Consider the following 21,085-nt stretch of genomic DNA (forward strand, 5'->3'; position numbering starts at 1 on the left):
ACCACTCCCGCCACGGGCGGGCACACCGGATGAAGGGGTGAATCCCATGGGTGAAAAGACCGAGTCAGACGATGGGCGCAACCCCGACACCAATCCGGCGCCGGTAGCCCAGCAACTTCCCATCATCCCCACCGCCGGGACCCCCGCCAGCGTGGCGGCACCCGCGTCCCGGCCGGTCCACGCGCTGCCGGGAACTCCTGACGCTCCGGGATCCGTGGGCCGCCCGGGCAAGCCAGCCAGGGGCCCGTCGGCCAAAGGAAAGGCCAGGCCGCGCCCGGCAGCCGCCAAGCCGGACCGCCGGACCTATTCGACGCCCACTGACGCGCTGCCCACCACTCCGCGTTCGGTCCGTCCCGACCGGTCCAACGCCGCTGCCCGCAAGGTCCTCCGGCGGCTGGTCCAGGGGGAGGCCCCGCCCACGCAGGCCATGAGTATCGTGGAGCGGCTCGCGGGAAGCCCCTACGCGAATCCCACCATCCAGGCGTCCGGGCCGGACATCAACGCCCGACGGACCCTTGACTTCGCACTGAGCCTCGCCGAGACAATGTTCAGGTACGGCGCGGGCGCACTCGAGGTCGAAACCAGCATCATCGCGGTCACCGCCGCCTTCGGGCTGGACAACATCGAAGTGGATATCACCAACCAGTCAGTCATCCTCAACTACTCGGCCAAGGACCAGACACCGGTCACCGTCCTGCGTGTCGTCCGATCGTGGACCAACAACTACGCCGGACTCCTGAAGGTGCACCAGCTGGTGACCGACATTGTCGACGGCGGCACCACCCGGATCGAGGCCGTGACGCGGCTCGAGGAGATCACCCACAAACCCAAACCGTTCCCGCGGTGGATGGTGACCGCTGCCTTCGGCATCTTCGGTGCCGCCATCGTGGGGTTCATCGGTGGTACCCCGCTCGAGTCATTGATCAGCTTTGCCAGCTGCATCGGCGTCGACCTTCTCCTGCGGCAACTGGGCAAGTGGCGCGTCCCGGAGTTTTTCGCGGTGGCCACCTCCTCCGGCATGGTGACGATTGTCGCCATGTTCTTCTGGTGGCTCGATATTGGGGTGGCGCCGTCGTTCGTGGTGGTCGGTGGCATCCTGCTCCTGCTGCCGACCGGGCGGCTTGTCTCTGCGACCCAGGACGCGATCAACGGGTTCCCCGTGACCGCCGCGGGCCGGTATCTGTCAGCCTTCCTGGTGTTCGCTGCGATCGTCTCGGGCCTCGCCGTGGCGTTGGTCGCGGGCGCCCTGATCGGCATCCCGGAGCTGGAACTATCCACCTCCGTGGGCTCCCTGTACCCCCTCCCGGTGGTCGCCGTGCTGGTGTTCATTGCGGTCGGCATGATCTGCATCGCCGAGCAAACGGATATGAAGCTGGTGATCCCCACCTCGCTGATCGGGGTGACGGGGTTCCTGCTCTACTCGCTGGTGATCTTCCTGGGGGTGGGCTACCGCCTTGCCCCAGCGGTTGCCGCAGTGCTGATTGGCATGCTGGCGAGGGTGGTGGCGCTGCGCATGGGGGCGCCCCAGTTGGTGGTGGCGGTCCCCGCAGTCATGTTCCTCTATCCGGGGCTGATGGTGTTCCGGTCGATGTACGGGCTGACCATCGAGACGGAACTCATCGGGGACGGCACCAACACCCTGTTCAACGCGCTGACCATCATCCTGGCGGTGGCTGGCGGCGTGGTGCTCGGGGACAACCTGGCGCGCCCGCTCACCAAGGGAGCCAGCAGCAACGAACGCCGCAACCGGCGGCGGTAGGTCCTAGCGCAACTGCCAGTCCACGCCGCTGGCGCCCTGCTCGGCGAGGAGGTCGTTGGTCCGGCTGAAGGGACGGCTGCCGAAGAACCCGCGCGACGCCGACAGCGGGCTGGGGTGGACCGACTCGACAGTGGGGGTGTCCCCAAGCAGCGGCTTCACCTGTTGGGCGTCGCGACCCCACAACACGGCGACCAGGGGAGTGTTCCTCGCCACCAGCGCCTGGACGGCCGCGCTGGTCACCGCTTCCCAGCCCAGTCGCCGGTGCGAGGCGGCGTCGCCGGCGCGGACCGTCAGCACCCGATTCAGCAGCATCACACCCTGCTCGGCCCAGCCGGTCAGGTCTCCGTGAGCGGGAACCGCCACCGACGTGTCAGTGGCGAGCTCCCGGTAAATGTTCGCCAGGCTTCTCGGCAGCGGTCGGGTCCGCTCGGACACCGAGAACGACAGTCCGACGGCGTGACCCGGCGTCGGATACGGGTCCTGGCCGATGAGGAGCACCTTGACCTCCTCCAGGGGGTAGCTGAAGGCGCGCAGAATGTCCGCGGGTTGGGGCAGGATCTGGTGACCGGCGTCGACCTCGGTCTGCAGGTCACTAGCCAGGCGGTGCAGGTCGGGTTCCACGGACGCCAGCGCTGCTGCCCAGCTGGGATGGACGACGTCGGCCACCGTGCTGGGCGCAGCGAAGGGAAATGGTTCGCTGTGCTGCTTCGCCGAGGATGATGCACGCGGGGGTGCGGCGGGGGCAGCCACGGGTTCCGGGAAGAGGGCAGCCTGATGATCCGACATCTTCCCATCCTGCGGCCCACCTGCACTAAATGACAACCTTGTTATTCCCAATTACCATGGGGAGCAATCAGGCAGCGTGAAAGCGGGCTGCATTTTGCTAAGGGGCGGTGGACAGTGACGGAAGCAGCGGGTGCGGATAACGCCGTGCAGCCACCCCCGGACCAGCGCCCGGGGGTAGGGGACCTGGGCGATCGGGAGCAGCAGATGCTTGCCCTGGAACGTCAATGGTGGAAATACTCGGGCGCCAAGGAGCAGGCGATCCGGGAATTGTTCGACCTGTCGGCCACCCACTACTACCAAATCCTCAACGCCCTGATCGATACCGAGGCGGCTCTCGCCCACGATCCCATGCTGGTGAAGCGACTGCGTAGACTACGTACATCCCGTCAGCGTGCTCGCTCAGCCCGCCGCCTCGGCGCTGACATTTAACGTCTCTTCTCGAGACGTAACAGGCGCCCAAACCAAGGACAACGCAGCAGATGAGCCAATACCCCCGGGACGAGTTCGACAAAATCCCTGAATCCGCCTCGCGGCAGGGAGTCCACCGGGAAAGGCTGGTGCCGCCGAGCTCCAGCGGGCTCGCGTTGAAAATCCTGGTCGGAGTACTGGCGCTCGCCGTCGGGCTCGCCGCCTTCTTCATCCTTCCCCGATTGGGCTTTGGCAGCGGTGCGGAACCGACATCCGGCCAGTCCGCGGCGACGGCAACCTCCACCGGCGACGCATCGTCCAGTCCTACGGCCGGTACCGACCCGTCCGAACCGGCTCCGTCCGACCCCGTCTCCGATGAGCCGACCGAGGAGGAGACTGCCGAGCCGACTCCCACCGCGGACCCGGACGGCATTGACCGCTCCGAGCCGGTGAATGTCTACAACGCCACCGGGATCGGGGGACAGGCCACTCTGGCCGCCGATCGGGTCACAGCTGACGGGTGGACCGTGGGAGAGATCGCCGACTGGGGTGGAGTGCCCCTGCAGAACTCGGTCATCTTCTACAACGACGCCTCCCAGCTTGAAGCGGCGCAGGAGTTGGGCGGTGTGCTCGGGATTCCGACCCTGATCGAGACTACTGAGGTCTCACCGGACGTCACAGTAGTGGTCGGCCCCGGTTTCCAGTAGGCGCGGGCGGCGGACCCCATGCTGATACTCGAGGGCAAGAAGGTCCGGCTACGCGACTGGTCCTCCGCTGATCTTTCCGCTTACCGCGAATGGCTTCGCCCTCACCAGGAGTGGCACCAGTGGGATGGGCCGTACTTTCCGCCTCCCACTCCGCAGGAAGCCGACGACGCTGTGGGGCGCCTCGCGGGGCAGCTTGCGGCCGGTCAATGGCCGGCAGTCCGACGCCGGATGGTGATCGCTGACACTCGGACAGACCACCTCATTGGGACCGTTTCCTGGCACTGGGAATCAGAGGAAACCGAATGGCCACGGGCCGGGATCACCGTCCATGACCCGTCGCAGCGCGGACGCGGGGTCGGAAGCGAGGCACTCACCCTCTGGGCGGACTACCTCTTCGCCGCAACGAAGTTCCGACGCCTCGACTTTTCCACCTGGTACGGGAACCACGCGATGTGCAGCGTAGGGCTCAAAATCGGGTGGACCGAGGAAGCCAGATTCCGTGACGCCCGGGTGGTGCGCGGCACTGTGTACGACTCGGTTGTCTACGGTGTGACGCGTGCTCAATGGGCCGGGCTCCGCTTGCACTCAAGCAGCCAGAGTGCTAATTATTGAGTTAGCACTCTATGCCGCTGACTGCTAACCGTCGGCGGCTGGCGAGTGAATCGCACACCTCTGTGGTGAGGGCCGCGTCAGGACGTAAAGAGATCGTCAGGATGTTGCCCGTCCGTCGCGGGCACCACAGCGGGTGAGCATAAGTTTGCTGATAAGCAGGACTGTCCCCGAAAGGACCTAAGCCACTATGGCCAAGATCATTTCTTTTGATGAAGAGGCACGCCGCGGCCTTGAGCGAGGACTTAACATCCTCGCCGACGCCGTCAAGGTAACGCTGGGCCCACGCGGCCGCAACGTAGTCCTTGAAAAGAAGTGGGGCGCCCCCACGATCACCAACGATGGTGTTTCCATCGCCAAGGAGATCGAACTGGACGACCCGTTCGAAAAGATCGGCGCTGAGCTGGTCAAGGAGGTCGCCAAGAAGACTGACGACGTCGCCGGCGACGGCACCACCACCGCTACCGTGCTGGCACAGGCACTGGTCAAGGAAGGCCTGCGGAACGTTGCCGCCGGCGCCGACCCGCTGAGCCTGAAGCGCGGCATCGAGAAGGCTGTCGAAGCCGTCACTCGCGAGCTCCTCGCCTCCGCCAAGGAAATCGAAACCAAGGAAGAGATCGCCGCAACCGCGTCCATCTCTGCCGGTGACCAGCAGATCGGCGATCTCATCGCCGAAGCGCTGGACAAGGTTGGCAAAGAAGGCGTCATCACCGTCGAGGAATCCAACACCTTCGGCCTGGAGCTTGAGCTCACCGAGGGCATGCGGTTCGACAAGGGCTACATCTCCGGCTACTTCGTCACCGACGCCGAGCGCCAGGAAACGGTCCTCGAAGACCCATACATCCTGATCGTCAACTCGAAGATCTCCAACGTCAAGGACCTGGTTGCTGTCCTCGAGAAGGTCATGCAGTCCGGCAAGCCGCTGCTGATCATCGCCGAAGACATTGAAGGCGAAGCGCTGGCCACCCTGGTGGTCAACAAGATCCGTGGCACCTTCAAGTCAGTTGCCGTCAAGGCTCCAGGCTTCGGCGACCGCCGCAAGGCCCAGCTGGCCGATATCGCCATCCTCACCGGTGGCCAGGTCATCGCTGAAGAAGTTGGCCTCAAGCTGGAGAACGCCACCCTTGACCTCCTGGGCAGCGCACGCAAGGTTGTTGTTACCAAGGACGAGACCACCATCGTCGAGGGTGCAGGCAACGCCGACGAGATCGCCGGTCGCGTCAGCCAGATCCGCGCCGAGATCGAGAACTCCGATTCCGACTACGACCGCGAGAAGCTGCAGGAACGCCTGGCCAAGCTGGCTGGCGGCGTTGCAGTCATCAAGGCCGGAGCCGCAACTGAGGTTGAGCTCAAGGAACGCAAGCACCGCATTGAGGACGCAGTCCGCAACGCCAAGGCTGCAGTCGAAGAAGGAATCGTCGCCGGTGGCGGCGTAGCCCTGATTCAGGCTGGCGCCAAGGCTTTTGCATCGCTGCAGCTCGAAGGCGACGAGGCAACCGGCGCGAATATTGTCCGCGTTGCCATCGACGCACCTCTGAAGCAGATCGCCTTCAACGCTGGTCTTGAGCCAGGCGTTGTTGTCGACAAGGTCCGTGGACTGCCTGCAGGCCACGGCCTGAACGCAGCGACCGGCGAATACGAAGACCTGCTGGCAGCCGGAGTGAACGACCCCGTAAAGGTCACCCGCTCCGCACTGCAGAACGCAGCTTCCATCGCTGGCCTGTTCCTCACCACCGAAGCCGTAGTAGCTGACAAGCCTGAGAAGGCTCCAGCTGGCGGCGGCGGCGGCGACGAAATGGGCGGCATGGGCGGTATGGGCGGCTTCTAGTCCCCACCCCCTGAGGTTTCGCACCTCACCTGGCTGTAACCGGTTGGACGGTATCCCTGAAGGGGGTGCCGTCCTTCCGGCGTTAACCGGCTAGTACTGGAACATGCGTGCGTTGCTCAGTTCGGCGTCCACGTATTGCTGGGTGGCGACCGAGAGGGAGTGGTTGATCTCGGCCAGTGACTCCTCGACCCTCGCCTGGGTGGCCCGCCACTGGATGACCAGTTGCTGGAAGTTGGCCGCGGCCTGTCCACGCCACAGCTGCTCCAGCTCCTGCAACCCCATCTGCATGGCGTTCACCTCGGACTGCAGGCGGGTGATCGTTCCCTGCACCTCGCTGTTCTTGGCCACGAGGGCGTCAGTATCGACCTGGAAGTTTGCCATTGTTGTCCTCCTTTCCCCCTTGACCCTAGGCCGGGGAGCGCCGCCGTGAACGGGCAGGCGGCGAAGTGTGGGCAAACCCCACCAAACTCAGGACGCTGTGGAGGACGAGTCTGCCTCGACGGCCGTGTAGGGCAACCTGATGGACAGGGTGGCGCCGCCACCTTCCGTCTCCTCCAGACGCACCGAACCATCATGCTGGGCCACCAGCGCCGCCACGATGGCCAGTCCAAGGCCGGTACCGCCCGTCTCCCGATACCGGGACGAGTCGGCGCGGTAGAACCGTTCGAAGACCCGGGCCGCGTCCTCCTCGGAAATTCCGGGGCCGTGGTCACGCACCTCAATGACCGAGTCCATCCGGCCATGGATTACCGGAGCCACACCGACGGCGATTTCAATGGGTGTCCCGTCGGGAGTGTAGCGGAGGGCGTTGGTCATCAGGTTGGCTACCACCTGCCGAAGCCGCGCCTCGTCCCCGACGGTCGGTGCAGGCCGGGCCGGGCCTCCGTCGAGGCCGATCACTGTGATCTCGCGGTCCGGGGCGATGGCACGGGCGTCCAGCGCGGCGTCGTTACCCAAAATGACCAGGTCAAGCGGCTCGGATTCCAGCGGCCGCTGTTCGTCGATCCGGGCGAGGGTCAGCAGATCCTCCACCAGTTCGCCCATCCGTTTCGCTTCGCTTTCGATCCTGCCCATGGCGGCGCGGACGTCGTCGTCGTTCTGTAGGGCGCCGTGGCGGTACAGCTCTGAGAACCCTCGGATGGTCACCAGGGGGGTGCGCAGCTCATGCGAGGCGTCGGCCACGAACCGTCGCATCTTGCGCTCGGATTCGGTGCGGGCAGAGAACGCCGCCTCAATATGCGCGAGCATAGCGTTCAGTGAGCGTGACAGCCGCCCCACCTCGGTGGCGGGCCGTTCCACTTCGACGCGTCGTGACAGGTCTCCGGCAGCGATCGCGGCGGCGGTGCGCTCCACCCTGCCCAGCGGCCGGAACTGCCGGGTGACCGCAATGAATGCAATGCCGCTGGCGACCATGGTGGCACCGAGCCCGACGGCGAAGATGATCTGGCCTGCCTCCTCCAGCGACCGGTTGACCGTCGAGAGGCTGGAGGCCACAGCCACGCTGCCCTGCCCGTTTCTCAGCGCAAAGAGCACCACCCGCCACCCCGGACTGCCGCTGACGCTTCCCGGGACGGTGAACCCGTTCTGTCCCCGCGCCTGGACCTGTTCGACGGTGAGCTCCGGAATGTCGGGAATATCGGTCGATTCCTGGGAGACGGTCGCGCGGAGCGGTTGCCCGTCCTCGTTCCTCAGTTCGCCGTAGAACCTCAGCAAGGATCCGTCAGCTGTGCCGTCGGGGACGATGTTCTGCGCCACATTGGGTGCATTGGCGAGAATGTCCGAGTCCATCTGCTCGATGAGATTGGTGCGTAGCAGGGACACGGTGACAATGCCGGTGATCGCAACAGTGACCACCATGAGCAGAGTCATGGTGGCCACCAGTTGGGTGCGCAGTGATGCGGCTTTCCACCGATCGATCACGTCGAGGGCTACCGCTTGTCGGCGGTGCGCAGCAGATATCCGACGCCCCGCTTGGTCTGGATCAGCGCCGTGGCGTCGGGGTTCTTGTCGATCTTGCGCCGCAGGTAGGAGATGTAGGACTCGACGATCGAGGCGTCACCGTTGAAGTCGTATTCCCACACGTGGTCGAGGATCTGCGCCTTGGAGAGCACCCGGTTGGGGTTCATCATCAGGTAGCGCAGCAGCTTGAATTCGGTGGGGGAGAGGTCGATGATCTCGCCGGCGCGGCGCACCTCATGGGCGTCGTCGTCGAGCTCGAGGTCGTCAACGCGGATCACGGCGTCGTCGTCGTCCATCGGCTGGGTACGGCGCAGGACGGCGCGGATCCTGGCCACCACCTCGTCGAGGCTGAAGGGTTTCGTGACGTAGTCGTCGCCGCCAACGGTGAGGCCGGTGACCTTGTCGTCGGTATCGTCACGGGCGGTAAGGAACACCACCGGGAAGTGGCGGCCGGCGGCGCGGAGCCTGCGGGTCACAGTGAAACCGTCCATGTCCGGCAGCATGACATCCAGGACCGCCAGATCCGGGTTGTGGGTCTCCGCGGCAGCGAGCGCCTCCCGGCCGTTGGCGGCCGCGACCACGTCGAAACCGGCGAACCGGAGCGAGGTGGAAAGGAGCTCGCGGATGTTCGGCTCGTCATCGACAACGAGAAGTTTTGCCTCTGGTCCAGTCTTTTTCACAGTTCCCAGTATCCTCCCAGACTCTGGGAGTTCTCTGGATGGCCAGTGTGAGCTTCCCGTATGTCAGCCCTGAGGAATGTCTGCAGCATCCATGATCCGGTAGGCGTAGCCCTGCTCGGCGAGGAAACGCTGCCGCTTGGCCGCGAAGTCCTGGTCGATCGTGTCGCGGGCCACCACTGTGTAGAACCGGGCAGCCCGGCCGTCGGCCTTGGGACGCAGCAGGCGTCCCAGCCGCTGGGCCTCCTCCTGGCGGGATCCGAAGGACCCCGAAACCTGGATAGCAACTGATGCTTCCGGTAGGTCGATGGAGAAGTTGGCCACCTTGGAGACCACCAGCGTGTGGATCTCCCCGTTCCGGAACTCCCCGAACAGCCGCTGCCGTTCCTTTACCGAGGTGTCGCCCTTGATGACCGGCGCGTTCAAGCGTTCGCCGAGCTCATCCAGCTGGTCAATGTACTGCCCGATCACCAACAGCTGCTCGCCCTGATGGGCTGCGACGAGCTTCTCGACGACGCCGGTCTTGGTTTCCGATGTCGCACACAGGCGATACTTGTCGCCGTCCTCGGCCATCGCGTAGGCCACCCGTTCGTCGCGGGGCAGGTCCACGCGCACCTCAACACAGTCCGCGGGCGCAATGTACCCTTGCGCCTCGATGTCTTTCCACGGTGCGTCATAGCGCTTGGGCCCGATCAGCGAGAATACCTCGCCTTCCCGGCCGTCCTCGCGCACCAGGGTGGCGGTCAGGCCGAGCCGGCGTCGTGCCTGCAGGTCGGCGGTCATCCGGAAGATCGGGGCGGGCAGCAGGTGCACCTCGTCATACACGATCAGACCCCAGTCGTTCGCGTCCAACAGTTCCAGGTGCGGGTACAGGCCGCCGCGGCGGAGGGTGAGCACCTGGTAGGTGGCGATGGTGACTGGCCGGATCTCCTTGACGGCACCCGAATACTCGCCAATCTCATCCTCGGTGAGTGAGGTGCGCTTCAGGAGCTCCTCTTTCCACTGCCGGGCGGAGACCGTGTTGGTCACCAGGATCAGGGTGGTGGTCTGGGAGATGGCCATGGCCGCCGCGCCGACCAAGGTTTTCCCCGCACCGCAGGGCAGGACGACGACGCCGGACCCGCCAGCCCAGAAGTTCTCCATCGCCAGTTTCTGGTACGGGCGGAGTGTCCAGCCGTCTTCCAGCAGGGCAATGGGGTGAGGGGTTCCGTCCACGTAGCCGGCGAAGTCCTCGGCAGGCCAGCCCAGTTTCAGGAGCAGCTGTTTGAGCTGACCGCGCTGTGAGGAGTGCACCACCACTGTCTCGCCATCGATCCGTGGGCCCAGCAGGGGCTGGATCTTTTTGGCGTGCAGCACCTCCTCGAGCACCGGGTAGTCGTTCGTGCGCAGGACCAGACCGTGCTGGTCGTCCTTCTCCAGGCGCAGCCGGCCATACCGCGACATGGTCTCCTCGATGTCGACGAGGAGGGCATGCGGCACCGGGAACCGGGAATACTTCAGGAGGGTGTCGAGGACATGTTCGGCATCGAGGCCGGCGGCCCGGGCGTTCCATAGGCCCAGCGGCGTCAGCCGGTAGCTGTGGACGTGTTCCGGGGCGCGCTCAAGCTCGGCGAAGGCGGCAATCGCGTGCCGCGCCTCGGTGGACTGTTCGTGGTCCACCTCGAGCAGGATGGTCTTGTCGCTCTGGACGATCAGTGGGCCGTCAGGCATCGGTTGCTGCCCCTTCATCGAGTGTCAGTAGTTCAACGTCCATGATCCGGTGGATCGAGACAACTTTTTCCACCTCGTTGGCAGGGTCGATGACCCGCACCCTGCCGCCGGACACTGATAGTGGAACAAGGACCTGGCGGGTGGAATTCCCCTGGCTGTCGGCAAAGCCGAGCCGGACCGGGCTGCGGAGCCGGATGGCCTTGCGGAGGGTTTCCAGCCCCAGCAGGGTATCGCTCTCCGCAGTGGTCATCCCGTTGGCCGGTGAGGTGCCGGCGCCGCGCAGCACTTCGACCTGGTGCGTGATGTCCTCCGCCGACAGCGTCCACGGGTTCACGGTCACCCGCGACGACGACGGCGACCCCGCGCCACCCGCCGAGGCGGACCGCCCGGCTGTCGGCTGCAGGGGTGCCCCTTCAAGGGCGGGAGCATAGCCGAGGTCGCGCAGGACCGCCGCGAGTTCGGGGCCGGACGCCTGCGACACGACCACGGTGGGCGCGAGCTGCACCAGGCCCAGGGCGGCGGCCCGGGGGTCGGTGAGGAGCGCTGACAGTGCGGCGTCGTCGTCGCTGCGGACGTAGCTATTGGCCCGTCCGACGCGAAGCCTGCCGTACCTGGATGCGGTGTCATCCACCAGGTACTTCAGGGGCTGCGGAACGTCGGTAGCGGAGTGTCGCCCCAGGAACGCCAGGATGGATGGGGCGTCCTGCCCGGCGTCGAAGGCGCGCCGCAGCGAGTCAGCCGAGAACCGGTAGATGCTGGCCGGTCCCTGCCCCTCGGGGGTCGACAGGAGTGCCAGCTCGGCTGCAACTTCGGGTTCCAGGTAACCGGGGGCGACGGCGGTCAGATCGGCCTGGAGCATGAAGTGCCGCAACGGTGCGGGAAGGGCGGAGCGCAGGACGGCGGCGGCGTCGTCGAGCTTCCCCTCGGCGGTCAGCGCACCCAGCTCGGTGAGCGCGCCGGATCCGAGCAGACCCAGTCGTGTGGCCTCGGCCATCATGCCCGGAACCAGGCGCACAAAGCGCCTCTGTAGCCGGGGCTGGCTCCACGTCAGCCGTTCGACCACCGCGTTTTCCGTGAGGACCGGAGCCCGCCCGTCGTCGCCGGGTCCCCCCTCGGCGGCGGTGCTCAGCGCCGTCAGCGCCGCGAGCATCCGGGACCTGATGTGCGGCGCGTCCGGCCTGGCGGCCTCCGCGGCCAGCGCGTTGATGGTGGTGCCTGCGGTCAGCTGGGATCCGACGAGGGCTGGTGCGCGCTGTGCGTCCTGCCAGGCTGTCACCAGCCGCCGCCATTGCTCCACCCGGTCCTGGGTGAGCCAGGGCATGCCCGGTTCGACCCGCCAGCGGGAGGTATCCACGTCGAGGGCCAGGAGGCCGGCAATGGCGCCAAGCTCCACCAGCCAGGACGCCTGATCGGTGTCCACCCGCAGGGCCTCAGCGAGGCGGCGGATCTCCCTGACGCCCACCCCTCCGGACCGCAGGGTGGCGATCGGGTGCTCGCCGACCACTGCCACCAGTTCGGTGATCAGGCGGAGGGTCTCGGCGACGGCGCCGTGCGCCGCGTTGTCCCGCAGGCTGGTGCGAATGGCGCCCAGGTCCGGGGTCGGAGGGGCAGCCCGCAAGCGTCCGATGATCACGTGCCCCCGGGAGGCACGGCCCACCTCACGCGGCAGTTCCACGTGGTTGGCGTCGAGCCGGGCCAGCAGCCCGTGCCGGATCAACCACTGGATGGGAGAGGAATCGTCGCCGGCGGCGGCCGGTGAGGTGCCCACCGCCGAGACGCTGAGCCTGCCGAGGAGGTCGCCGGTCCGCTCGGGAGCCTTCGCCAGAAGCGTTTCCCAGCTGGCGGGGGAGGACACCGCCCGCTGGACAACCGCCGCGGCGTCGTCGGTGGTGGCTGCAGTGCCGGCCACGGGAACGTCGAGGCCCAGCCCGCGGAGCAGTTCCACAGCGGCCGGGAGCCGCTGGGCGTAGCTGGGCAGCAACCGGGCCAGCTGCGGCAGTTCGCGGCCGAGCCCGGCGGGGTAGGGGCCCAGCGCCTCGCCAAGCGATTGCACTGGCAGGTAGAACCGGCGGTTCCGGTCGGCGTCGGGGGCGTCCCCGGGGGGCGGGGCGCGGCGGACCAGGGCGAGGGAATGCAGGTGGGCGAGGATGCCGTCGAGGACCTTCACGGTGGCGCCAGCGATTTCCGTGCGGAGCCAGCCCGCGGTGGTGCTTTGGCCGGTGTCTGAGTGAGCGGTCAGCTGTACGGCCGTCAGGACGTCGAGTTCGGGTTCGGTGAGGTTTTCCAGGGCCCGCTGGACGCTGATCCGGGTGGATGCCCTGGCGGCAAGCGCGGCGAAGTCGGGCACTGGAGGAAGAATCAGATCCGGGCGCGCCGTGAGAAGGTCACGGAGCCGGGCGTCGCTCCGTGCAGCCAAATCGGAGGCCAGATCGCGGATAGCGGACATTATGACAACGTTACCCCGTCTACCTGTGACGGCACCTCCCTCGAAGGGCCGTCAGTAGACGGGACCGAGCTGAAAGGACTAGACCCGTCGTCGGGAGCGGACCCCAGAAAGCACCAGCGCAATCATGAGGACGAAAGCGATCGGGAGGCAGAAGTAGGCTCCAGCCATGAAGCCCGGCCAGACGTCGCCCTGCAGGAAGGCGGTGATGAGCACTGCCGTCAGACAGAGCAGGCCGACGGCGGCCAGCACCACTGCTGTCACCATCAGCACCAGTCGGGGCATACCCGGTGCAGGTTCGCGGGAGCCATGGTCAGGGGCGGGGCTATGGGAGGTATTTGACATAACGCTAACAGCGTACACAGAGTGTCCCCTTCACAGAGCACCCCGGTATAGGGGATATTCTGGAGGATAGAGACTTCCCCGACGAGACGCTGACCCGCCGCAAGAACCTTGGGCACCGGATCCTTACCATGGGATCGGCACGGTAATCGCAGCGTCCGACGCAGAACCTAAAGAACGAGGTAACGACGTGCCTATTGGCAAGGTCAAGTGGTTTGACGCTGAAAAGGGTTTTGGTTTCCTGGCTACCGACGACGGTCAGGAGGTCTTCCTCCATGCCTCGGCGCTGCCGGCGGGTGTGACCGAGGTGAAGGTGGGCACCAAGCTGGAGTTCGGCGTCGCCGACGGTCGCAAAGGGCTGCAGGCCTTGTCCGCGCGCATCCTCGAGGCGCCGCCATCAGTGGCGAAGGCGTCCCGCAAGAGCGCCGATGACATGGCGGTTATCACCGAGGACCTCATCAAGTTGCTCGACGACGTCTCCAACGGGCTGCGCCGCGGCCGGTACCCGGACAAGTCGCACGCCGGCAAGGTGGCAGCGGTGCTCCGCGCCGTCGCCGACGACCTGGACGCGTAGACCCCGATGGACTCCGACCTCGAGATTGTCGCCCACCCGGACACCACCGCGGGCTCCGACGCTGGACCCGGTGACGCCGGGACCGCCGTCGTCCCGCCGAAGCGCAGGGCGCCGCGGAAACCGTCGAAACCCGACTCAGTGCTGGCCGCCGCGGTGGAGTTCGCGCGGAACGGTGTGCTGCAGGTAGCCGAACCGGGGCAGGTCGGCGACCATGTGGGCGCCTACCCCGACGCCGAACGGGTGGTCACTCACCGTTTCGTGGCCCACCTGCCTGGGTACGGCGGCTGGCACTGGTTTGCCACCCTGGCCCGGGTCCCGCGCGGCAAGGAACCGACACTTTCCGAGGTGGGACTCCTGCCGTCGGAGATCTCGCTCCTCTCTCCGCCCTGGGTTCCCTGGGCTGAGCGGGTGCGCCCCGAGGACTCCGCTACCGACGACGATGCCGGCGTTGAGTCCGGCGAGGGCTCGTCCACTGCGACCGGCTCCCGGCACGACTCCGCCGGGGAAGAATCTGCCACCGGCGACACACGCTCCTCCGACGCTGCGCCCGGAGGCGAATAACCAGTTGACTCACGGTAGACGTGGAGTGCACCGAGCGGAATCCACCTAATGGGGATGTTCCGTTCGCTGCATATCCACAACTACCGGGTCTGGTTCTTTGGCGCACTGGTCTCCAACATTGGGACCTGGATGCAGCGCACCGCCCAGGACTGGCTGGTGTACGACATTCTCACCGACCAGGACGCCGCGGCGATGGGCATTGTGATGGCGCTCCAGCTGGGTCCCCAGCTGCTCGTCGCCCCCTGGGCCGGACTGATCGCCGACTCCGTCGACCGGCGCAAACTGCTGATCCTCACCCAGCTCTCAATGGCCGCACTCGGCGTCGGGCTGGGCCTGATGGTGGTCCTCGGAGTCGCCGAGCTGTGGCACGTCTACGCGTTTGCCCTGGCGCTCGGCTTCGTCTCCGCCGTCGACGCTCCAGCGCGCCAGACCTTCGTCTCCGAACTGGTCCGGGATGATTACCTGCCCAACGCGGTGGCCCTGAACAGCGCGTCGTTTAACGGCGCGCGGATGGTGGGCCCGGCGGTGGCGGGGCTGCTGACGGTGGCGGTCGGCGCCGGGTGGGTTTTCATGATCAACGCGCTGACCTTCGGTGCGATGATCTTCGTCCTGATGACCATCAGGCGCTCCGAGTTGCGGGTCCTGGAGAAATCACCGCCCGGCAAGGGCCGGATCCGTGAGGGCTTCCGCTATGTGCGCAACCGCCCGGATCTGATGATGGTGATGCTTGCTATTTTCATTGTCGGGACCTTTGGGCTGAATTTCGCTGTCTACATCGCGGCGATGGCCCGCACCGAGTTCAACAGTGGAGCGGGCGTTTTTGGTGTGCTGTCGTCGGTGATGGCCGTCGGCTCGGTGGCGGGCGCACTGCTTTCCGCCCGGCGCAGCAAGCCGCGCCTGAGGTACATCTACGGGGCAGCGGCCGCCTTCGGCGTCGCGTGCGGGGCCGCCGCGCTGGCCCCCACCGTCTGGCTCTTCGGGATCACGCTGGTCCCGGTGGGCCTGTTCGCCCTCACCCTGATGACCAGTGCCAACGCCTACGTCCAGACCACCACCGAGCAGGTGATGCGCGGTCGGGTGATGGCGCTGTACTTCGCCATCTTCCTGGGCGGCACTCCGATCGGCGCCCCGATCGTCGGCCTGGTCTCCAACGCCTTCGGTCCACGGTGGAGCCTCGCCGTCGCCGCGGCAGCCGGGATCATCGCGGCACTGGCCGGGATGATCTGGGCCTGGCGCGCTCATCACCTCAGGCTGCGGTACGACCCCGCCCCACGGCGACGGTTCCGGATTGAGACCGACTTCGGGAAACCGGCTACGGACCCCTGACGGGCCGGTTCCCCCCGCTTACCAAGCGAACCCGATCACTACTTCCCGATGACGAAGTCGATGCACGCGAGCAGGGCCGACACGTCGTCCGGGTCAATCGAGACGAACGTCGCGATCCGCAGTTGGTTGCGACCCAGCTTCCGGTAGGGCTCGACGTCGACAATCCCGTTGGCGCGCAGCACCTTCGCGACCAGTGCGGCGTCGATGGATTCGTCAAAGTCGATGGTCGTGATGACGTTGGAGCGGTCCTCCGGGCGAGCCACGAAGGGGGTGGCGACGTCGGACGCCTCCGCCCACCGGTAGATCCTGCCCGCCGAGTCGGCCGTGCGGGCGGCAGCGAACCCCAGCCCGCCGCTCTGGTTCAGCCATTCGACCTGGGCGTTCAGCGTGACCAGGGTGGCCAACGACGGAGTGTTGTAGGTCTGGTTCAGCAGCGAATTGTCGATGGCAGTCTTGAGGCTCAGGAAATCGGGGATCCACCGGTCCGTGGCGGCGATCCGCTCAGCGCGTTCCAGTGCGGCCGGGGAGAACAGGCCCAGCCAGAGGCCGCCGTCGGACGCGAAGTTTTTCTGCGGGGCGAAGTAGTAGACGTCGGAGGCGCTGACATCGACGTCGAGGCCACCGGCCGCCGAGGTGGCGTCGATCAGGACCAGCGCATCGGGTGCGGCGCCGTCGACCCGGTGTACGGGTGCGGCGACGCCGGTGGAGGTTTCGTTCTGCGGCCAGGCGTAGACGTCGACGCCAGCCTCGGCCTCCGGGCTGGGCCGCGTCCCGGGAGTGGAGGTGATCACCGACGACGCCTGCAGGAAGGGTGCCCGGTTGGTCGCCGACGCGAACTTGGACCCGAACTCCCCGAACGACAGGTGCTGTGCCTTGTCCTGCACCAGCCCGAAGGACGCGACATCCCAGAATGCTGTCGACCCGCCGACGCCGAGCACCACTTCATAGCCGGCGGGCGCAGAAAACAGCTGGTTGAGCCCCTCCCGGACCGAACCGACCAGGTTGCGCACCGGTGCCTGGCGGTGGGAAGTTCCCAGCAGCGTCCGGCCAGCCTGCGTCAACGCCTCCAACTGGGCGTCGCGAACCTTCGACGGGCCAGCACCGAAGCGCCCGTCGGCGGGGAGGAGCCCCGCGGGGATCTGTTGGTCCGGGGAAATGCTCATGGTCTCTCCAAGCGGTTGGTGCGGGACGTCGTCGGGATACATTCTGCCGCACGGCTGCCCAGCCCCCGCATTTATGAACAGCCCTCCGCCGCACCCCTGCTTGGGCGGCCAATTGCCGTGGCCAGCCCGAAATGGGTTAACCTTGGGAGGCGTAGAACTTGTGTTCGGCGCTGGCATCCGGCGCCGCGTTTGTACCGCGAAAGCTGCCGCTGTTCCATCCCGCACCAGTGCCTAGGAGCTGAACCGCATGACGGACCTCATCGATACCACTGAGATGTATCTGCGGACCATCCTGGAACTGGAGGAGGAGAACATTGTTGCCCTCCGCGCCCGGATCGCCGAACGGCTCCGCCACTCAGGCCCCACCGTCTCCCAGACCATCGGACGGATGGAACGCGACGGACTGGTGGTGGTGTCCGGCGACCGGCACCTCGAATTCACTGACCTGGGACGACGCCGCGCCATTGGTGTGATGCGGAAGCACCGCCTCGCTGAACGGCTGTTGTCGGATGTGATCGGCCTCGACTGGGCCTACGTCCACGAGGAAGCCTGCCGCTGGGAGCACGTGATGAGCGAACGGGTTGAACAGCGCCTGTACGAGCTGCTCGGCAAGCCGACCGAGTCGCCCTACGGCAACCCCATCCCCGGATTGGAAGCGCTTGGAGGCCCGCCCGCTGAAGACTTCTCCGTCGGGGTGCGCAGCCTGTCATCGGTGATCGGCACGTCCCCGGCTGGATCAGTGATCACCCTGGTCCGGCTTGCCGAGCCCATCCAGGTGGACCCGGAGCTGCTTTCCCAGCTGGATGAGGGCGGATTGCGCCCCGGAACCGCCATCTCCGTGCAGTCGGTGGGGGACTACGTCTCGGTTCGCGTGGACGGGATCGAGGGTGCGCTGGAGCTTCCACCCGAGGTGGCCGCGCACGTGTTCGTGTCAGTCTCACCAGCCGCCATCTAGCGCCCAAGGGCAGCCGCGTAGCGCCGATCCACGGATAGTCCAGATAAGTTATCCACATGAGGATAACGAACGCATCTCTTTTGCATCTGTCTTCGTAAAATGGAAAACTACCGTTGATACGTAAGCGTTATCTAATCAGCAGGATCTAAATCTTTGCGCTTTATCCTGCATCGTGCCAATCCCGTTGAGGGGTCCATGGCCGGGGCGCGAGTTGCCCGGGGGCAGTAAGTCACTTCGCCCTGAAACTGCAGTTCGATTTCGGTGCCGCACCGCGGCGTGGATCAGAGCCGAGTTCTCCGAATTCGCATCATTGACCCATTTCACCCGGCCTTTTGGAAAGGGAGCCTTTGTCGGAGGACAACGTTGTGGACGGCCAACGCCTGGCCATCCCGGATCAGACCCAGCGGCCCCGGGATGCCAGGCGGGACGAACGGCGACGCCGGGCCTCGCGCAGCGCCGATGGTGGGACCCTCGCGCGGATCGGCCAGAAACTGGCGATCTCCGCCGCGGTGTCCGGTCTGGCCCTGACGGTCACTCTGCCCACTACGGCAGCGACCCAGCCCATTGCGGTTCCGGCGCCCACGAGTGTCAGCGTCCTTCCCTCAGGCGAGGTGCATGCCGACTCCGGCGGGATCAGGGCGCCATCAACGGCGCCGGTCGACTTCAGCCGCACAGCCCTGCGGAGTACCTTCGACCCCGAGGCCAAGTTGAGTGAGATCCTGACCGCCGGCGACGGCGGGGTTCCCACCGCAGCCAAGGGATCCCTTTCTTTACCGGTCAAGGACGTAGAGATCTCCTCCCCGTTTGGGAATCGCATCAGCCCCATCACCGGCATCGGCGGCGAGCATCACTCCGGGCAGGACTTCAGCAGCCCGTGCGGCTCCGCTGTTCTGGCCGCGGCCTCAGGCACGGTCACCTTTGTGGGGTGGCACGGCTTCGGTGGAGGCAACCGGGTGGTGATCGATCACGGCAACGGACTGGAATCCAGTTACAACCACCTCGCCGTCAGTAGCGTCGAGGAGGGTGAGTCAGTTGACCGCGGCCAGACAGTGGCACAGACCGGCAGTACTGGTGCATCGACCGGCTGTCACCTGCATTTCGAAGTACTAGTCGACGGTGACCCGGTCGACCCGATGGGGTGGCTGTAACCATCTCCATACCGTTCCGTGACCGGAATGTGACATTAGGTCTGATCTGTTGTACCGTCGATCTCGTGCCCAATTCTTATAGGTTGGGCACTCTCGAGTGGATCGCCTAGCTCTGCCACTGCTCGAGATCCGTTCGCACAATTCGCATGGCAGAGGCGGGGGAACCACATTATTTGGATTTCGCAAGAAGTCCTTGGGGTTAAGTCGTGCCATTCCGAAGAGGAATTGCGCGGCCGGGTGACTCCCATCCGAATCCGACAGCTCACCTCGCAGGCAATTGGGAGAGGCAATCGAACGTGTCAAATAACTCTGCTCTGGGCCGCCACCGGGCCGCCCGCACCCACACCAGCGGTTTGACCGCCATTTCAGGCGCTGTCTCCTCCAACGCTGGATCGGTTGGCCGCCAAGCCGCGGTCATCGTTGCAGCAACCGGCCTGGTCCTGGCCGCCGGACTTCCCGCACACGGCATCGGCGAGTCGGAGCGCGTAGTACTCTCCACCCCCCTGAACGCGGCCGCCGTGACCGTTGACGAAGTCAGCGCCCCCGCCACCGCCAAGATCACCTTCGAGCGTGCGGCAGTCAAGGCGACGCCGGCCCCCGCCAAGACCGCCCCCGTGGTCGAAGCCAAGGCTGAAGCAGTCGAGCCGGTCGAGGTTGTCGAAGCAGCTGCCCCCGCAGCTCCCGTCGTCGAGCCCGTGCAGGCAGTCCCAGCCGTAGCGGTCCAGCCCGCCGTCGAGGAGTCCGCCCCCGTCGAGGCTCCGGTTGAAGCCCCCGCACCGGCCCCCGCCGCAGCACCAGCCCCAGCCCCGGCGGCTCCCAAGGCAGAAGCCCCGAAGGCAGAAGCCCCGGCAGCTCCCTCCAGCAACATTGCGGCCGGTCTGGTCGGATCCGCCTACTCCCAGATCGGCGTCGCGCAGGATTGCACCGCCATGGTCGAAAAGGCACTCCGTTCGGTCGGCAAGTCAGTGGGCGACATCGCTCCCAGCGGCTTCTTCGCCTTCGGTTCAGTGGTGGGCTCCCCAGCTCCCGGCGACCTGGTAATCACCGGTGGCCATGTCGCGATCTACGTCGGCAACGGCCAGGTCATCAGCGGCGGCCTCAACGGCATGAACACCGGTCTGCATTCCCTCTCAGATCTCCCCGGCGCCAGCTTCGTGCGCGTCAGCTAAGACATTTTCCCTAATCTCTGGAGTACGCAAGAATGACATCACGCGCAGCTAATGCACGTCACCGTGCCGCTAAGAGCAATACCGCCAGCCTCTCGGCACTTTCCAAGGCAGTTTCCGACAACGCCGGCGGGGTGGGCCGTCAGGCAGCAGTCCTCGCTGCAGCAACCGGCCTGGTACTGACCGGCGGAGTGTCAGCCAACGCAGCTGATCTGTCCCCCCAGGCTGCCGAGCGCGCCACGATCGCCTCCACCCTGGAAATCCAGGCTGCACCGGCAGTTGTCGAAGCTCCAGCAGACGCCAAGATCGCCTTCAACCGCACACCGGTCAAGGCTGTCGCCGCCCCCGAGGTAGTCGAAGCCCCTGCCGTCACGGTTCAGTCCGAGACGGTGGCCGAGATTGAGGAAGCCCCCGCAGCGGCACCGGCAGCAGCGCCTGTGGCTGCGGAGCCCGCAGTCTCCGAGCCTGTGACGGCACCAGCTGTCGTAGCTGAGCCCGCCGCGCCCGCTACCCAGGCAGCCCCCGCCGCACAGGCTTCACCGGCTGCCCCGGCACCGAAGGCCCCCGCCGCCAAGAAGACCCCGGCCGTATCCTCAGGCGTTGCAGCCACCATTGCTGCCGCAGCCCAGGGTCAGCTCGGCGTCACCCAGGACTGCACCCGCCTCGCGAGCAACGCCCTGGCAGCCGCAGGCATCAACTTCCACGGCTGGCCAGCCGGATACCTTTCCCTTGGCCGCACGGTCAGCGCTGGCGAGGCCATCCCCGGCGACCTCATCTACTACGCTGATGGCGGCGCGGGCGTTGCCCACATCGCCGTCTACATCGGCGGCGGCAAGGCCGTCCACGGGGGGTTCAACGGCAACCAGACGGTAGTCGCCCCCGCCGATCTCGGTTCCGGCCCGGTGTACATCCGCGTCGGCGGCTGACACACCACGAACCACCAGAAAGGACCCGGAGGATTTCG

General features: G+C 66.2%; 20 protein-coding genes and 1 riboswitch. Of the genes, 12 read left to right on the top strand and 8 right to left on the bottom strand.

Features of this window, described 5'->3' with window-relative positions; genetic code table 11:
• Positions 1-46: 46 nt before the first annotated feature.
• A complete protein-coding gene (locus HMI57_RS14305) occupies positions 47-1,759 on the top strand; it encodes a threonine/serine exporter family protein (protein WP_228721128.1) in 1,713 nt (570 codons plus the stop codon).
• A gap of 3 nt (positions 1,760-1,762) precedes the next feature.
• On the opposite strand, the gene HMI57_RS14310 is transcribed toward HMI57_RS14305, so the two are convergent.
• On the bottom strand, positions 1,763-2,545 hold the full coding sequence (locus tag HMI57_RS14310) for a uracil-DNA glycosylase (protein WP_171586674.1): 783 nt from the start codon (positions 2,543-2,545) through the stop codon (positions 1,763-1,765).
• Positions 2,546-2,689: 144 nt separating this feature from the next.
• Here HMI57_RS14310 and HMI57_RS14315 point away from each other — a divergent pair, with 144 nt between their 5' ends.
• The 4 genes from HMI57_RS14315 (at position 2,690) to groL (ending at position 6,097) form a co-directional block, all read left to right on the top strand.
• Positions 2,690-2,974, top strand: coding sequence for a DUF3263 domain-containing protein (locus HMI57_RS14315; RefSeq protein ID WP_346655226.1), 285 nt, complete (start codon positions 2,690-2,692; stop codon positions 2,972-2,974).
• Between the two features lie 50 nt (positions 2,975-3,024).
• Positions 3,025-3,660 carry a LytR C-terminal domain-containing protein gene (locus tag HMI57_RS14320; protein WP_171586676.1) on the top strand — a complete coding sequence of 212 codons (636 nt, stop codon included), beginning with the start codon at positions 3,025-3,027 and terminating at the stop codon, positions 3,658-3,660.
• 18 nt (positions 3,661-3,678) lie between these two features.
• Positions 3,679-4,272, top strand: a complete 594-nt coding sequence (locus tag HMI57_RS14325; RefSeq protein ID WP_171586677.1) for a GNAT family protein — start codon at positions 3,679-3,681, stop codon at positions 4,270-4,272.
• Positions 4,273-4,459: 187 nt separating this feature from the next.
• Positions 4,460-6,097 (top strand): chaperonin GroEL, encoded by a 1,638-nt coding sequence (gene groL / locus HMI57_RS14330; protein WP_171586678.1) that lies wholly within the window; start codon positions 4,460-4,462, stop codon positions 6,095-6,097.
• Between the two features lie 90 nt (positions 6,098-6,187).
• Here groL and HMI57_RS14335 read toward each other — a convergent pair whose 3' ends face one another.
• The 6 genes from HMI57_RS14335 to HMI57_RS14360 all read right to left on the bottom strand — a co-directional run bounded on the left by HMI57_RS14335 (position 6,188) and on the right by HMI57_RS14360 (position 13,231).
• Positions 6,188-6,478 (bottom strand): WXG100 family type VII secretion target, encoded by a 291-nt coding sequence (locus tag HMI57_RS14335; protein WP_171586679.1) that lies wholly within the window; start codon positions 6,476-6,478, stop codon positions 6,188-6,190.
• Between the two features lie 87 nt (positions 6,479-6,565).
• Complete coding sequence (locus HMI57_RS14340) at positions 6,566-7,966, bottom strand: HAMP domain-containing sensor histidine kinase (RefSeq protein ID WP_216607511.1); 1,401 nt, start codon at positions 7,964-7,966, stop codon at positions 6,566-6,568.
• Positions 7,967-8,025: 59 nt separating this feature from the next.
• Entirely contained in the window at positions 8,026-8,736 is a 711-nt protein-coding gene (locus HMI57_RS14345; protein WP_171586681.1) for a response regulator transcription factor, read from the bottom strand.
• A 63-nt stretch (positions 8,737-8,799) separates the two neighbouring features.
• Entirely contained in the window at positions 8,800-10,443 is a 1,644-nt protein-coding gene (locus HMI57_RS14350) for a DNA repair helicase XPB (protein WP_171586682.1), read from the bottom strand.
• A complete protein-coding gene (locus HMI57_RS14355; RefSeq protein ID WP_171586683.1) occupies positions 10,436-12,889 on the bottom strand; it encodes a helicase-associated domain-containing protein in 2,454 nt (817 codons plus the stop codon). Before HMI57_RS14355 ends, HMI57_RS14350 begins: the two co-directional genes overlap by 8 nt.
• Before the next feature lie 78 nt (positions 12,890-12,967).
• Positions 12,968-13,231: a hypothetical protein gene (locus HMI57_RS14360; protein WP_171586684.1), complete on the bottom strand. Its 264-nt coding sequence runs from the start codon at positions 13,229-13,231 to the stop codon at positions 12,968-12,970.
• A 187-nt stretch (positions 13,232-13,418) separates the two neighbouring features.
• Here HMI57_RS14360 and HMI57_RS14365 point away from each other — a divergent pair, with 187 nt between their 5' ends.
• Genes HMI57_RS14365 through HMI57_RS14375 form a run of 3 tightly spaced genes read left to right on the top strand, consistent with a single transcriptional unit; the run spans position 13,419 to position 15,689 of the window.
• Positions 13,419-13,802, top strand: coding sequence for a cold shock domain-containing protein (locus HMI57_RS14365; RefSeq protein ID WP_171586685.1), 384 nt, complete (start codon positions 13,419-13,421; stop codon positions 13,800-13,802).
• 6 nt (positions 13,803-13,808) lie between these two features.
• On the top strand, positions 13,809-14,363 hold the full coding sequence (locus HMI57_RS14370) for a DUF3027 domain-containing protein (RefSeq protein ID WP_171586686.1): 555 nt from the start codon (positions 13,809-13,811) through the stop codon (positions 14,361-14,363).
• Between the two features lie 48 nt (positions 14,364-14,411).
• Positions 14,412-15,689 (top strand): MFS transporter, encoded by a 1,278-nt coding sequence (locus tag HMI57_RS14375; RefSeq protein WP_171586687.1) that lies wholly within the window; start codon positions 14,412-14,414, stop codon positions 15,687-15,689.
• Between the two features lie 38 nt (positions 15,690-15,727).
• Here HMI57_RS14375 and serC read toward each other — a convergent pair whose 3' ends face one another.
• Positions 15,728-16,852, bottom strand: a complete 1,125-nt coding sequence (gene serC, locus HMI57_RS14380; protein ID WP_171586688.1) for a phosphoserine transaminase — start codon at positions 16,850-16,852, stop codon at positions 15,728-15,730.
• Positions 16,853-17,099: 247 nt separating this feature from the next.
• Between serC and HMI57_RS14385 the strand changes: the two genes are divergently transcribed.
• The 4 genes from HMI57_RS14385 (at position 17,100) to HMI57_RS14400 (ending at position 21,047) form a co-directional block, all read left to right on the top strand.
• On the top strand, positions 17,100-17,807 hold the full coding sequence (locus HMI57_RS14385) for a metal-dependent transcriptional regulator (RefSeq protein WP_171586689.1): 708 nt from the start codon (positions 17,100-17,102) through the stop codon (positions 17,805-17,807).
• Between the two features lie 365 nt (positions 17,808-18,172).
• Entirely contained in the window at positions 18,173-18,955 is a 783-nt protein-coding gene (locus HMI57_RS14390) for a M23 family metallopeptidase (protein ID WP_346655222.1), read from the top strand.
• 109 nt (positions 18,956-19,064) lie between these two features.
• Positions 19,065-19,246, top strand: a riboswitch (cyclic di-AMP (ydaO/yuaA leader).
• Positions 19,247-19,251: 5 nt separating this feature from the next.
• Entirely contained in the window at positions 19,252-20,124 is an 873-nt protein-coding gene (locus tag HMI57_RS14395) for a peptidoglycan-binding protein LysM (RefSeq protein ID WP_171586690.1), read from the top strand.
• Positions 20,125-20,156: 32 nt separating this feature from the next.
• On the top strand, positions 20,157-21,047 hold the full coding sequence (locus HMI57_RS14400) for an NlpC/P60 family protein (RefSeq protein ID WP_171586691.1): 891 nt from the start codon (positions 20,157-20,159) through the stop codon (positions 21,045-21,047).
• Positions 21,048-21,085: the final 38 nt, after the last annotated feature.

The sequence above is a fragment of the Arthrobacter sp. 260 genome, assembly GCF_013116745.1.
Taxonomy (GTDB): domain Bacteria; phylum Actinomycetota; class Actinomycetes; order Actinomycetales; family Micrococcaceae; genus Arthrobacter_D.

What these genes read in the sequence shown, in the direction of transcription:
- HMI57_RS14360 (WP_171586684.1), bottom strand. Translation starts at nt 13,231, where the DNA reads ATGTCAAATACCTCCCATAGCCCCGCCCCTGACCATGGCTCCCGCGAA.
- HMI57_RS14355 (WP_171586683.1), bottom strand. Translation starts at nt 12,889, where the DNA reads ATGTCCGCTATCCGCGATCTGGCCTCCGATTTGGCTGCACGGAGCGAC.
- HMI57_RS14335 (WP_171586679.1), bottom strand. Translation starts at nt 6,478, where the DNA reads ATGGCAAACTTCCAGGTCGATACTGACGCCCTCGTGGCCAAGAACAGC.
- serC (WP_171586688.1), bottom strand. Translation starts at nt 16,852, where the DNA reads ATGAGCATTTCCCCGGACCAACAGATCCCCGCGGGGCTCCTCCCCGCC.
- HMI57_RS14350 (WP_171586682.1), bottom strand. Translation starts at nt 10,443, where the DNA reads ATGCCTGACGGCCCACTGATCGTCCAGAGCGACAAGACCATCCTGCTC.
- HMI57_RS14320 (WP_171586676.1), top strand. Translation starts at nt 3,025, where the DNA reads ATGAGCCAATACCCCCGGGACGAGTTCGACAAAATCCCTGAATCCGCC.
- groL (WP_171586678.1), top strand. Translation starts at nt 4,460, where the DNA reads ATGGCCAAGATCATTTCTTTTGATGAAGAGGCACGCCGCGGCCTTGAG.
- HMI57_RS14385 (WP_171586689.1), top strand. Translation starts at nt 17,100, where the DNA reads ATGACGGACCTCATCGATACCACTGAGATGTATCTGCGGACCATCCTG.
- HMI57_RS14305 (WP_228721128.1), top strand. Translation starts at nt 47, where the DNA reads ATGGGTGAAAAGACCGAGTCAGACGATGGGCGCAACCCCGACACCAAT.
- HMI57_RS14310 (WP_171586674.1), bottom strand. Translation starts at nt 2,545, where the DNA reads ATGTCGGATCATCAGGCTGCCCTCTTCCCGGAACCCGTGGCTGCCCCC.
- HMI57_RS14325 (WP_171586677.1), top strand. Translation starts at nt 3,679, where the DNA reads ATGCTGATACTCGAGGGCAAGAAGGTCCGGCTACGCGACTGGTCCTCC.
- HMI57_RS14370 (WP_171586686.1), top strand. Translation starts at nt 13,809, where the DNA reads ATGGACTCCGACCTCGAGATTGTCGCCCACCCGGACACCACCGCGGGC.
- HMI57_RS14400 (WP_171586691.1), top strand. Translation starts at nt 20,157, where the DNA reads ATGACATCACGCGCAGCTAATGCACGTCACCGTGCCGCTAAGAGCAAT.
- HMI57_RS14375 (WP_171586687.1), top strand. Translation starts at nt 14,412, where the DNA reads ATGGGGATGTTCCGTTCGCTGCATATCCACAACTACCGGGTCTGGTTC.
- HMI57_RS14340 (WP_216607511.1), bottom strand. Translation starts at nt 7,966, where the DNA reads ATGACTCTGCTCATGGTGGTCACTGTTGCGATCACCGGCATTGTCACC.